Source organism: Clostridium paraputrificum AGR2156 (assembly GCF_000424025.1).
Taxonomy (GTDB): Bacteria; Bacillota; Clostridia; order Clostridiales; family Clostridiaceae; genus Clostridium; species Clostridium paraputrificum.
This window is the reverse complement of record NZ_KE384123.1, coordinates 33,890-46,812: the sequence shown is the minus strand read 5'-3', so window position 1 is coordinate 46,812 and position 12,923 is coordinate 33,890. Positions and strand designations below refer to the sequence as shown.

Annotated in this window: 18 protein-coding genes; 11 read left to right on the top strand and 7 right to left on the bottom strand. The window is 29.7% G+C overall.

The annotated features are described in order from the left end of the window. Positions 1-10: 10 nt before the first annotated feature. Genes argB through G594_RS0117855 form a run of 5 tightly spaced genes read right to left on the bottom strand, consistent with a single transcriptional unit; the run spans position 11 to position 5,785 of the window. A complete protein-coding gene (argB, locus tag G594_RS0117875) occupies positions 11-865 on the bottom strand; it encodes an acetylglutamate kinase (RefSeq protein ID WP_027099794.1) in 855 nt (284 codons plus the stop codon). Between the two features lie 19 nt (positions 866-884). Next, positions 885-2,108 carry a bifunctional glutamate N-acetyltransferase/amino-acid acetyltransferase ArgJ gene (gene argJ, locus G594_RS0117870; RefSeq protein ID WP_027099793.1) on the bottom strand — a complete coding sequence of 408 codons (1,224 nt, stop codon included), beginning with the start codon at positions 2,106-2,108 and terminating at the stop codon, positions 885-887. A gap of 25 nt (positions 2,109-2,133) precedes the next feature. Next, a complete protein-coding gene (gene argC, locus G594_RS0117865; protein ID WP_027099792.1) occupies positions 2,134-3,168 on the bottom strand; it encodes an N-acetyl-gamma-glutamyl-phosphate reductase in 1,035 nt (344 codons plus the stop codon). Between the two features lies 1 nt (position 3,169). After that, entirely contained in the window at positions 3,170-4,558 is a 1,389-nt protein-coding gene (gene argH, locus G594_RS0117860; protein ID WP_027099791.1) for an argininosuccinate lyase, read from the bottom strand. Next, positions 4,559-5,785, bottom strand: coding sequence for an argininosuccinate synthase (locus G594_RS0117855; RefSeq protein WP_027099790.1), 1,227 nt, complete (start codon positions 5,783-5,785; stop codon positions 4,559-4,561). A 256-nt stretch (positions 5,786-6,041) separates the two neighbouring features. On the opposite strand from G594_RS0117855, the gene G594_RS0117850 reads away from it, so the two are divergent. From G594_RS0117850 to G594_RS0117840, 3 genes are all read left to right on the top strand, one after another. Beyond that, entirely contained in the window at positions 6,042-6,470 is a 429-nt protein-coding gene (locus tag G594_RS0117850) for a hypothetical protein (protein WP_027099789.1), read from the top strand. A gap of 86 nt (positions 6,471-6,556) precedes the next feature. Beyond that, positions 6,557-7,081 (top strand): signal peptidase I, encoded by a 525-nt coding sequence (lepB, locus tag G594_RS0117845; protein ID WP_034867264.1) that lies wholly within the window; start codon positions 6,557-6,559, stop codon positions 7,079-7,081. A gap of 70 nt (positions 7,082-7,151) precedes the next feature. Then, entirely contained in the window at positions 7,152-7,463 is a 312-nt protein-coding gene (locus G594_RS0117840) for a DUF1540 domain-containing protein (protein ID WP_027099787.1), read from the top strand. A gap of 180 nt (positions 7,464-7,643) precedes the next feature. Here G594_RS0117840 and G594_RS0117835 read toward each other — a convergent pair whose 3' ends face one another. Both G594_RS0117835 and G594_RS0117830 read right to left on the bottom strand, forming a co-directional pair. Next, a complete protein-coding gene (locus tag G594_RS0117835) occupies positions 7,644-8,024 on the bottom strand; it encodes a DUF4363 family protein (RefSeq protein WP_027099786.1) in 381 nt (126 codons plus the stop codon). Next, positions 8,009-8,767 (bottom strand): YetF domain-containing protein, encoded by a 759-nt coding sequence (locus G594_RS0117830; RefSeq protein ID WP_027099785.1) that lies wholly within the window; start codon positions 8,765-8,767, stop codon positions 8,009-8,011. The genes G594_RS0117835 and G594_RS0117830 overlap by 16 nt, the downstream gene beginning before the upstream one ends. A gap of 309 nt (positions 8,768-9,076) precedes the next feature. Between G594_RS0117830 and G594_RS0117825 the strand changes: the two genes are divergently transcribed. The 8 genes from G594_RS0117825 to G594_RS0117790 all read left to right on the top strand — a co-directional run bounded on the left by G594_RS0117825 (position 9,077) and on the right by G594_RS0117790 (position 12,800). Continuing rightward, positions 9,077-9,445 (top strand): hypothetical protein, encoded by a 369-nt coding sequence (locus tag G594_RS0117825; RefSeq protein WP_027099784.1) that lies wholly within the window; start codon positions 9,077-9,079, stop codon positions 9,443-9,445. Between the two features lie 11 nt (positions 9,446-9,456). Continuing rightward, positions 9,457-9,612: a DUF6906 family protein gene (locus G594_RS20410; protein WP_165438821.1), complete on the top strand. Its 156-nt coding sequence runs from the start codon at positions 9,457-9,459 to the stop codon at positions 9,610-9,612. 55 nt (positions 9,613-9,667) lie between these two features. Continuing rightward, positions 9,668-10,753, top strand: a complete 1,086-nt coding sequence (locus G594_RS19810) for a hypothetical protein (RefSeq protein WP_051196089.1) — start codon at positions 9,668-9,670, stop codon at positions 10,751-10,753. A 20-nt stretch (positions 10,754-10,773) separates the two neighbouring features. Further along, positions 10,774-11,115: a type II toxin-antitoxin system PemK/MazF family toxin gene (locus tag G594_RS0117810; protein ID WP_027099783.1), complete on the top strand. Its 342-nt coding sequence runs from the start codon at positions 10,774-10,776 to the stop codon at positions 11,113-11,115. Position 11,116: 1 nt separating this feature from the next. Continuing rightward, positions 11,117-11,368, top strand: a complete 252-nt coding sequence (locus G594_RS0117805; RefSeq protein WP_027099782.1) for a hypothetical protein — start codon at positions 11,117-11,119, stop codon at positions 11,366-11,368. A 40-nt stretch (positions 11,369-11,408) separates the two neighbouring features. Then, positions 11,409-12,116: a DUF2786 domain-containing protein gene (locus tag G594_RS0117800; protein ID WP_167539573.1), complete on the top strand. Its 708-nt coding sequence runs from the start codon at positions 11,409-11,411 to the stop codon at positions 12,114-12,116. Positions 12,117-12,237: 121 nt separating this feature from the next. Then, entirely contained in the window at positions 12,238-12,537 is a 300-nt protein-coding gene (locus G594_RS0117795; protein WP_027099780.1) for a TIGR04104 family putative zinc finger protein, read from the top strand. 83 nt (positions 12,538-12,620) lie between these two features. Further along, entirely contained in the window at positions 12,621-12,800 is a 180-nt protein-coding gene (locus G594_RS0117790; RefSeq protein WP_027099779.1) for a hypothetical protein, read from the top strand. The last annotated feature ends 123 nt before the right edge of the window (positions 12,801-12,923 follow it).

The following is a 12,923-nucleotide window of genomic DNA, read 5'->3' as shown; positions in this document are numbered from 1 at the left end:
TTTATACCTCCTAATAAATCATAGTTCCTATACCATCGTTAGAGAAAAGTTCAAGGAGTAATGAATGAGGGACTCTGCCATCAATTATATGTGCTCTTTCTACACCCATACGAACAGATTCAACACAACATTGAATTTTTGGTATCATACCTCCCTTTATAACTCCTTGAAGAGTAAGTTTTGGTATTTCGTGTAATCTTAAAACGGAAAGTAGGGAAGTTGGGTCTTTAGGATCCTTAAGAACTCCAGCAACATCAGTTAATAAGATTAGTTTTTCTGCCTTTAAGGCTGATGCAATTTTTGCAGCACATGTATCAGCGTTAATGTTATATAAGTCATTACCATCTTCACCAATAGCCATGCTGCCTATAACTGGAATGTAACCAGCATCAAGAGCCATCGTAATAGCTTCTGTATTTACTGAAGTTACTTCTCCTACATAACCTAAATCAACTTCACTTTCTAGTTTTTTAGCCTTTAGTAGAGAACCATCAAGACCACATAGCCCTATTGATTTTCCACCAGCTTTTTCAATAAGAGTAACAAGGTCTTTATTTACCTTACCACCTAATACCATTTGAACTACTTCCATAGTTTTTTTATCTGTATAACGTAATCCATTAATGAATTCGCTTTTTTCTCCTAGTTTATCTAGAAATGATGAAATATAAGGACCACCACCATGTACAACTATAGGCTTAAAGCCTATACATTTCATTAGAACAATATCATTAATTACTGTTTCTCTTAGTTCGTCGCTAATCATTGCATTGCCACCATATTTAACTACAATTATTTTTCCATTATAGTGTTGGATGTAAGGTAGTGATTGAACCAATATTTCAGCACGTTCATTAAGATCCATTTTTTATTCCTCCTAATAATTAGCTTCTGTAATCTCCATTTATTTTTACATAGTCATAAGTTAAATCACATCCATAAGCAGAAGCAGCTATATCTCCTATATTAAGATTTACTTCAATCAGTATTTCATCTTGTAATAAGATGTCTTTGGCTTTATTTTCATCAAACTCAATGGAGGATCCCTGTCCACATACCTTAATTGAGCCAGATGAACTTGTAAAATAAACATCTACCTTATATGGATCAAAATCAACATCAGAATATCCTAGGGCACATAAAATTCTACCCCAGTTGGCATCTGATCCAAATAAAGCAGTTTTTACAAGACTTGATTTAATAACACTTTTAGCTAACTTTACAGCATTAGATTCAGAGGTAGCACCAGTTACTTTACATTCTATAAGTTTCGTGGCACCCTCGCCATCCTTTGCAATTTTTTTTGCTAATACTACATTTAAGTAGTTAAGTGCTTCAATAAATTTATAATAATCTTCACCCTTTTCAGAGATTGTTGGATTTTCAGCTAATCCATTTGCTAGTATTAATACCATGTCATTAGTGCTTGTATCTCCATCAACACTTACTCTGTTATAACTTATATTTACACTAGACTTTAAGGCTTCATCTAATAATTCTGGTGATATTGAAACATCAGTTGTAATAAATGAAAGCATAGTGCCCATATTTGGTTCAATCATTCCAGAACCTTTACAAGTAGCTCCAATTCTTACAGTTTTAGAGCCTATTTCAAGCTCTAATGCAATTTGTTTTTGAGAAGTGTCTGTTGTCATTATTGCTTCAGTTGCATCTTCATATCCTTCTATAGATAATTTTTTTGTAATTAGTGGAATTCCACCCTTTATTGCATCAATATTTAATGGAACACCAATAACTCCAGTAGAAGCTACTAATACTTCATCAGTTTTAATATTTAATGCTTTTGCTTGCAGTTGAGCCATCTTTTTAGCTTTTAATAAACCATCTTGTCCATTGCAGGTGTTGGCATTACCACTATTGCAAATTATAGCTCTAGCTTTTTTGTTAGAAAGATGCTCCTTTGTGATATATATTGGCGCTCCTTTCACCTTGTTTTTAGTATATACACCAGCACCGATACTAGGAACTTCTGAGTAGATTAATGCTAAATCTTTTTTTAAAGAATTTTTCTTTATTCCACAATGTATACCAGCAGCTAAAAAACCTTTTGGAGCGGTAACACTGCCATTTATTATTTTAAAATTCATTATAATAGCCCCCAATCATAAATTTTTAAAAGGCTGGTGAAATGAAGTTTAAGCCTTCTGTTTCATCAAAGCCTAAAATTATATTCATATTTTGTATAGCTTGTCCTGCAGCACCTTTAACCATATTATCAATAGCACTTACCACAATTAGTTGATCTTTACGATGATTTAAATGAAGTGATATATTACAGTAATTAGAGAAACGTACATTTTTGGTACAAGCTATTTCTCCAAGAGGAAGTATATTTACAAAAGGTTTATCTAAGAAGAAACTTTCATATAGTTTATGAATTTCTTCTAGATTAACATTTCCTTTTGGAGTGCAATAAATTGTTGATATTATGCCCCTATTAATAGGAAGTAGGTGAGGAGTAAAGGTTACAGAAACCTTTTCATTAGCCATAACCCCTAGGGTTTCTTCTATTTCAGGGGTATGCCTATGTGCACCAACTTTGTATGGAGCAAAGTTCTCATTTAATTCTGGGAAGTGGCTAGGTATTGTTAATCCACGGCCAGCCCCTGTAGCTCCTGATTTAGAATCACATATTATTCCTTTGGTTTCAATAAGTGAATTCAATAGGAGAGGCATAAGTCCTAATTCTATTGAAGTAGGATAGCAGCCAGGATTAGCTATAAGCTTTGAGTCTTTAATTTTTTCCTTATTTAATTCAGGTAATCCATATACACTTTTTTTATGTAATTCTGGATGTGAAAAACTTCTTTCATACCAGAACTTGTAATCTTCTTCATTAGAAAGTCTAAAATCTGCCCCAAGATCTATACAAATTTTATTACTGTCGATACAGTTAGCTGCAATATCCTCACTAAGACCATGAGGTAAAGCAGTGAAAATCACATCAGCTTTAGCTATAACTTCATCCATTGAACTACATACTAATGAAGTGTGATTGAAAAAGTTTTTGTATATGGACTCAAATTCTTGTCCTTCAAAAGAAACTGAGCTAATAGCTGAAATTTCAATTTTCTTATGATTTAACAAAATCCTCATAAGTTCTGCACCTACATACCCTGTAGCACCTATTATTCCTACCTTTATCATTTTAAAGTCCCCCTTTTATTTCTTTGATGAACTTAGCTAGTCTGTCTAATTGAATTTTTACTGACTTAGTAGAAGGTCCCCCAATCACTTGTCTTTCTTCCACACAAGTTAGCAAATCAATGGAATTATATATGTCCTCTTCAAAGATAGGAGAGAAGCTTTTTAGTTCATTTAATGATAGTTCATCAATTGCTTTGTTTTTATTTATACAGTAAATTACTATTTCACCCACTATTTCATGAGCATTTCTAAAAGCTATTCCATGCTTTACAAGGTAATCAGCAACATCTGTTGCATTTGTGAATCCGCCTGCAGCACCTTTTCTCATTACTTCCTTTTTAATCTTCATAGTATCTAACATTCCAGTAAAAGTTTTAAGAGAAAGAGTAACTGTATCTAAAGCATCAAATAAGGCTTCTTTATCCTCCTGCATATCTTTGTTGTATGCAAGAGGAATACCTTTCATTACTGTTAATAATGTAATTAAGTCCCCATAAACTCTTCCAGTCTTACCACGAACTAATTCGGCAACATCTGGATTTTTCTTTTGTGGCATAATTGAACTACCAGTAGAGTAGCCATCATCAAGCTCTATAAAATTAAACTCATTTGTGCACCAAAGAATTATTTCTTCAGAAAATCTTGAAAGGTGCATCATTATAATTGAAAGAGCAGATAAAGTTTCTATTACATAATCTCTGTCTGACACAGAATCTAAGCTGTTCCATGTTACATCTGAAAATTCAAGTTCCTTAGCTACAAATTCTCTATCTATTGGATAGGTAGATGTAGCTAATGCACCGGAACCTAATGGCATTTGATCAGTTCTTTTATAAGTATCTTGAAGCCTACCAATATCACGCCTTAACATTTCGCCATAAGCTAGTAGGTGATGAGCAAGAGTTATTGGCTGAGCTTTTTGCATATGAGTATATCCTGGCATTATGGTTTCCATATTTTCTGAAGCTTTTTTATGAATAACTTCTTCAAGTTCAATAACACAAGATACTATATTATCTAAAGCTTTCTTTAAATATAATCTTAAATCTAGGGTTACTTGATCATTTCTACTTCTGCCAGTGTGAATCATTTTTCCACAAGCCCCTATATAATAGGTGAGAGTTCCTTCAACAAAACTGTGGATATCTTCAGAAGTAGGATCAACTTCAATAACTCCGTTATCTAGTCTTTTTAATATTTCATTTAATCCATCTTCAATTTTTTTACTTGATTTATTTGGTATGATTTCTTGTTTTCCTAGCATTTTTACGTGAGCAAGGCTTCCTTCTATATCTTCTTTGTACAATCTAGAGTCAACATTTATTGAAGAATTAAAATCATTTACTAAAGTATCAGTTCCTTTTTTGAACCTTCCACCCCAAAGTTTCATTTATTTTTCCTCACTTTTAATTTTTGCAGCCATTTTAGCTTGTACTGTAATTGGAAGACCAAATAAATTAATAAATCCAGCAGAATCTTTTTGATTATAAACTGCATCTTCACCAAATGTTGCATATTCTTCGCTATATAATGAATAAGGAGATGTCATACCTGCATTAACAATATTACCTTTATATAGTTTAAGTTTTACTTCACCAGTTACTGTTTCTTGAGTTTTATCTACAAAAGCAGAAAGTGCTTCTCTTAGTGGAGTAAACCATTGTCCGTTATATACTATATCTGCAAACTTTAAAGCAATTTGTTCTTTATAATGAGAAGTTTCTTTATCTAAACATAATTCTTCTAAATCCTTATGGGCTTTATATAAAATAGATCCACCAGGAGTTTCATAAACACCTCTTGATTTCATACCAACAAGTCTGTTTTCTACCATATCAGTGATACCAATAGCATTTTCTCCACCAATTTTATTTAATTCTTCAATTAATTTAACACCACTAACTTTTTTCCCATTTAATGCAACTGCAACGCCTTTTTCAAATGTAAGAGTTATATAAGTTGGAACATCAGGCGCTTGTTCAAGTGTTTTAGATAATTCAAGAATTTTTTCATAATTAGGTTCATTAGCTGGATCTTCAAGATCAAGCCCCTCATGGCTTAAATGCCATAAGTTCATATCTTTACTATAGTTAGTTTCATAAGTGATTTTTATAGGAATTTCTCTTTTTAGAGCATATTCAATTTCTTCTTCTCTAGATTTTATATTCCATATTCTCCAAGGAGCTATTATTGGCATTTCTGGTGCAAAGGCTTTAACAGCAAGTTCGAATCTAACTTGGTCATTACCCTTTCCAGTACAACCATGACATATAGCATCTGCCCCCTCAGCTTTTGCTATTTCAACTAGTCTTTTACCTATTAGAGGTCTTGCAAAAGAAGTACCAAGTAGATATTTTCCTTCATAAACTGCCCCAGCCTTTATTGTTGGAAATATATAATCATTTACGAATTCCTCTGTTAAGTCTTCTATATATATTTTTGAAGCACCTGTTTTAAGTGCTTTTTCTTCTAAACCTTCCAATTCTGATTTTTGCCCCACATTTCCTACAACTGCTATAACTTCACATCCATATGTTTCTTTCAACCATGGAATAATTATTGAAGTGTCTAGTCCTCCTGAATAAGCTAGTACAACCTTGTTAAATGTTTTTTTCATAAATAATAGCCCCCTTAATTTATAATAATTTCTATATTTTACTAAGTGTTTATAATTATACACTTATATATACTATTATGCAATATTTATTCAAGAAAATATTAAAAATATTCATTTTAAGTGCATAAATAATAAAAAACAATGCATAAAGCTAAAGTAAATGTTTACAAAAATAGTGTTTAAATAAACCTTTAAAATATAAAATAGGAATGTATAATATAATTAAATAAAAGTTACTACAAGGAAGGTGTTAATAATGAAATATGAATTAACAATATATGAATTAGGTAAAGCATTAAAAAAGATAGAAGATAAATATAATTTATCAGTTATGATAAAAAAAGAGCTAAGTGGCGGATGGATGACTATAATGGGATCAGCTAAGATGGAAGTGTTACCTTGCATAGGTGGAGGATGCCATGGAAAGAACATAAATATTTTAGAGATAAGAGTAAGTTCTGACGAGAATTCTGGAAGCCTAGTTAAATTGACAGGTGCTAAGAATAAAAAGTTTAATGTAGATGTAGCTTCAGCTAGATATAAAGAGATATCTACAAATTCTTTAACATTAGATCAAATTAAAGTTAATGAGAATGAAACTAAACTTAGAATTGATGAAGATATTATATTTACAATTAAGTGTAGAGCAGAAAATATTGATAAAATAATTAAATCTGCTTTATAGGAAAAAAGGTATGATGGTAAAAATCACATCATACCTTTTTATTTTATTTAGTAAGTGGTAAAATATTGAAAAGGAGATTAGTGATTATGAGCGATAAGGTAAAAGAGAAAAGTAATTTTTTTAAAGATTGGATTATGCCAATTATTGTAGCTATTATAATATGTTTTTTTATAACTAAATATCTATTATTTTGTTCAGTAATAAGTTCTGGCTCTATGATGCCTACACTAAATAAGAATGATAGAGTCTTAGTTACTAGAGTATACAATACTGATAAGATAAGAGATGGAGATATAATTGTTTTCTCAAGAGAAGATGAGGAAGATCCAGTGGTTAAAAGAGTAATTGGTGTTGGCGGAGATAAAATTTCTATAAAGAATGGTGATGTTTATAGGAATGGAGAGTTAATTGATGAACCTTATGTGGAATATAAAGATGATTATACAGGAGATTTTGAAGTTCCTAAAGATAAATTTTTCTTTCTTGGAGATAATAGAAACAATTCAAAAGATTCAACTGTTTGGGATTATCCGTATATAGATAAGGATGATATTATAGGAAAAATGCAAATAAAGCTATATCCATTTAAAGATTTTGGAAGTGTTAAATAAGTAGTAAAAAGAATAATAAAGCTTAAGTAAACAAATACTATTTCTGTTAATAAAAATTAGGAGGGATAGTATGACAAAATTAAATTGTTGTGTTGAATCATGTGCTTTTAACAAAAGTGAATGTTGTTGTCTTAATAACATAGAAGTAGGGGGGCATAAAGCTGAAGCACCTACTAATACATGTTGCCAAAGCTTTGAAGAAAAATCAGAAGCTTTTACAAATGATGCAATGGAACCTGAAATGCATTTAGAAGTTGCATGTGAAGCTAAGAATTGCGTATATAATAGTCAAGGAATGTGTGATGCTGAACATATAGATATAGCAGGAATTTCTGCAAGTGCTATTGGAGAAACACTTTGTGCAACATTTCATTGTGAATAATAAAAAGAAGCTATCTTACAAAATTAGATAGCTTCTTTTTATTATTTAAGAAAGCATAGAAATTTAATTGTCTGTAAATAAAAGGAGTTATTACGATTTCATAACCTTAAGTAAGAAGGGGATAGATATTTTGGAGCTTGCGACGGAACAAGCAAAATAAATATCCATCCCATTTTTTTATTAAAATATATTTTGTATATTAGGAATATTAATATCTATAATATTTTCAGCTAAATTTTCCACAATTTCATTTGAGACTAAGCTTTCAGTTATATCTTGAGATTTTATGTAAGTACATAATCTTGTAGCTTCACTTAGAATATTGTCTACCTCGCAATGATTAACATATACAGCAGCTATCTTCTTACTTTCTTCTATTTCTTCAATGACATTTAATGCAGTAAGATATGCAGTATCCCAGTCCTTATTTTCTATGCACACTCTTATTTCATCATTAGATTCTATAATATCATAACATAATTCATTTAAGGAATTATTAGCATAAAATACAAAGCCGAATAAACCTAAGAAAGCAATAACAGATATTATTGTATTTCGCATTTACTACACTCCTTTTCATAATCATCATATAGTTGATATTGAAATTTCCCCTTTGTATCATATAGGGCTAGTAGAACATCTTTAATTGAATGAATGTTATGATTTCTAAGTACTTTTTTTACCCATTCTTCATCTTTCCCCAATGTAGTAAGGGCGTTTTTATTTACCTTACCATCCATAACTAATATTTTAGGTAACATTGGTTCTTGATGTGATGAAGAACTACTGCTATCTTTTTTTGCAGGCGTTGATACAGAAGCATCACTATCACTTTTTTGAGTGCCACCACCGCTAGATGATTGGCTAGTAGGTAATATAGAAAGTTGACCGTTATTTTCTAATATAGCGTATTGAATTTCATTTAAATCAAAGTATCCTGATAAACGAATTTCTTCCATTAGTTCATCAATATTAATTTGCTGCTTTTTAATACCTAAAAAATTAATCTTACCTTTAAATATAAGTATTGTTGGTTCACCATCTATTATCTTTCTAGCAAATTGGCTTTTTAGCTGAAGTTGAGATAATAAAGTTTTCATAAGTAGTAATGTAATTATTGGAATTATTCCAAGAAGTAAAGGGAATTTAGTATCCTGCATTGGAAGAGCAGCTAAATCTGAAATCATAATAGTAATAACAAATTCATAAGGTTGAAGTTCTCCAATTTGTCTTTTGCCCATAAGCCTCATCACAATTACTACTAGTGAATAAAGAATTGCGGTTCTTATAAATACTATGAACATAATAAACACCTCTCGCACATACTATTTGTAAAAACAATATTAAATATTCACGAAAATAATGACTTTTTTGAACAATATGTAGAGAGAACACCTAACATGAATAAATAAAGAGTTTGTTTTGAACCAATATTAATGATAATCTCTTAATCAATAGAGGAATTAAGGGATAAATTGTTAATATTGTTTTTTTTCTTGTGTATTTAAGAAAATAGAAATATTAAATTTATGTTAAAAGATTATTTGGTAATAAAGAGTGTCCCACTCTATGGGTTGGGGTGAACTATATTCTTTTTTAGGAGGGTATGAACTTTGAGATTAGACAAGCAACAAATTGAGAGATTATATTTAAAAGGTTATAACTATATTGAAATTGCAAAAACTTTTAATTGGAAACCTGAAAGTGTTCGTAAGTGTATACAACGTAACTTTAAAGATTTGAAGTCTAATCATGAAGCAGAAAGAGAAAGAAGAAAAGCTATTGATAAAGCCTTAAATCGTGAAGTTAATAGTTTTATGAGTGGAAGGTCTTTTGTTAAAACTAATCCATCTGTATATAAACAGAATAGTAAGGGTGATTTAGTATTAAAAAAAGGAACTGTTTGTTATACCAACGACACACCGAAAGTTTTGAGAAATGAAGAGTTAAGAGAATATGAAAAAACATTTTTGGTATATTAGGAGGGGTATAGATGAAGAATCCAAAGAATCCAACTATGAATCAAAAGAAACGTATAAGAGAGAAAAGGTTAAATCCGAATAACTGGCAAGTTATAAAAGATAATTCAGAAATATTTGAAATAATACATAGAGTTACTAAGAAGATAAAAACATATAAAGTTAGTTAAGAATGTAGAAGAGTAAATCTTCTACATTAATTTTTCTTAAATATGGGAGGCTAGTATGGAAATTTACATGAAAATGAAAGATATATCCTTAGAAGGGAATTTAATAGATAGTGGTTGGATAGAAAATTTAAAATATGAAAATGGAAAGACAAATTTAAATGCGGTAATGATTTTATCTGAAATAGTATATTGGTATCGACCTGTAGAGATAAGAGATGAATCTACTGGAGCAGTATTAGGATATAAAAAGAAATTTAAAAAAGATAAGCTTCAAAAAACATATGAAGCATTAGGAGAAAGATTTGGACTAAGTAAAAGACAAGCAAAATTAGCTTGTGATTATTTGAAAGAAAAAGGAATTATTACAGTAGAGTTTAGAACAATACAAACTAGTGAAGGAAGATTGCCTAATGTTATGTTTCTTGAACCAGTTATTGAAGAGTTAAAGAAAATAACTGGAGTAAACAGAAGCGTGAATGTAGGGTATCCTACAATAGAATGTAATACCCCTAATAATTCAAGTGGAGAACCAAAGAAAGATAAAGAAGAAGATTCAAAGAAAGCTAGTAAACATGAGGGTTTAAGCAATAGCGATACAGAAGAATGTAATATATCTGACAATAGAGTAGAGGGTATCCTACAACAGAATGTAACATACCCTACATCAGAGTGTGATACAAATACAAAGATTATCTTGGAGAATACTAACAAAGATTACATGGATATTATTTCTACTAGAGAAAATATACATAACGATAAATGTGAGAAGGAGGACAGTCTGGAAGAAGAATTGATTAATGAGAATGTTGAATATGTAGAAGAAATGTTGGAGATTAAGTTAAATACAAAGCAAAAAAAGATAATTAATGCTTTGGATATAGACAAGCTTAAAAGGTCAGTATTATTAACAAGTACATATGAAAATAAGAGCAGTATTGAGCTATATAAAATATTAATTGCTATATACAACAATCCTAATAATCATAATCTAGATATTAAATTTAAAGGTATTAATAATGGAATGACAAGCAATAATAAATATCAGAATGGATTTAATAATTTTGAACCAAGGGATTATGTAACTGGATTTGCAGGAATGACACATAAAAGTTTAGAAAAAAAGTTGTTAGGATGGGAATAGTATTGAAAGGAGAGAATGCAATGGAAGTATACAGAGGAGATATTTTCTATGGAAGAATACCTAAAGAAGATGGGTCAGTACAAGGTGGTACAAGACCAGTTGTAGTATTACAAAATGATATTGGAAATAAATATAGTCCAACAGTTATTATTGCTAAAATAACATCTCAAATCAATAAAGCCAATATACCAACTCATGTGAAAATAAAGAAAGATGGACTAAAGAATGAATCAGTTATAATGCTTGAGCAGATAGCAACTTTAGATAAAAAGGATTTATTAACTAAAGTTGATAGCTTAGATTTTAGAGAATTAAGAGCAGTAGAGAAAGCATTAAAAATAAGCATGGGTTTAGTAAGTTAGTATGGTAGATATGTTTTGGTTAATAGGAGAAATAATATTTGTTCCATTAATAGGAGTTATATTTATAATGTTTTTAAGTTTACCGTCTTTTATTTACTATAAATTAAAAAAGTTAATTTTAGAAAATAGAGAAGAAGAAAGTAAATTACTAAAAATATTAATATTAATTCCACCAATTATACTTGGAGGATTAAATTTATTAATTATATATAGTGTGTTTGGAAAGTTTATAGTAAATTGGATGGATTCATAAGTTTAAGATATATGAAATATTGAGATAAAGAGGTGATATGGTGGAAGATATAATTTTAAAGATACAGAAGTTATTAGCATTAAGTAAAAGTTCTAATGAGAATGAAGCACAAAATGCAATGCTAAAGGCTCAACAACTTTTAATAAAACATAAGTTATCATTGAAAGATGTTGAATTATATTCAAGTGAAAATATTAAAGTTGATAGCTTCAATACAGAACAACGTTTTAGAGGACAGAGTTGGAAATCTAATTTAGCACAAGTAATTGCGGATAATTTTAGTTGTTATATGTATTTACAAACAAATTGTAATTATAGAAGTAGGGTACGCAGTATTTGCTTTTATGGCAAAGAAGATGATGTTGTTATCTGTAACATAATGTTTTCATATGCTTCAAAGTGCATTAATACAGAAGGGGACAAGCTTGTTAAAAGAATGAAACAAGATAGAAGAAGAAAATACTTTAAAGGAATTAAAGATGATTATGCACTAGGTTTTATTGCTGGATTAAAGGAAAGATTTAATGAACAGATTAGAAATAATAGTGAATGGGGCTTAGTGATACAGAAGGATGAAATAGTAATAGATAAATATAAAGAGTTCTCAAAGGATTTTGGAACAGTTAATGTAAGTAAAAAGTTTTATAAACATTCAAATGCTTTTAAATTAGGACAAGAAGATGGAAGGAAATTTGATATATCAAATAAGATTCAAAATGAAGAAGAGCCTTTGATATCTAATTTTTAAGTCATAAAGTGTAGAAAGTGCGACAGAAATGTTATTTGAAAATTGAATAGTATGGTATTAGCTCAATATGCTATAATTAACTCGTAATTGATATAAATTGTTCATATTGAGGAGGGAGATTATGAAAAGTTGTATTGAATGTAATCATGAGTTCACATTTAAGGAGAGATTAAAAAGTTTATTAAGTTTTAAGGGATATTTAAAGTGTCAAGAATGCAACTCTGTTTATAAGCCCGAACCCACTATATATAGAGGAATATATAGTGGATTAGTTGTTTTTATATCTATTGTTGGATTTCATTATATTCCATTGAGAAATTTCACATTAAAATTTATATTGGATATTTTTACTTTAGTTTTTCTTTTAGCTTTGTTTTATATTTTACCTCATAGGTGGCATAAATATACAAAGATTAATTAAATATTAAATTAACTATAATACCGTATTATTCAAAAAAGAATATGCGGTATTTTTTACTTCGCAATTCTAAGAAAGGATAAGCTATGGTGATTTATTCTATAACAATAGGATTAGGGTTATTAGCAGTTATGATACTGGGTATTATATTTCTTTTATCAAATGATGAATCTAACAAAAGTAATGCAATAATGGGAGTAATGAAAATACTAGGTATTCTAGGAATTATGTTTCTATCTTATTTTATATGTAATAGTATATTTTAAATACTTAAATTAAATAAAAATGCTATCAATCAAACAAGGAGGTGCAAGGCATGAAGTGTAATTTCAGATGCAGGGATATATCTAATTGCGAGAAGGATAAAACAAAATGTGAATTTTGTTCAG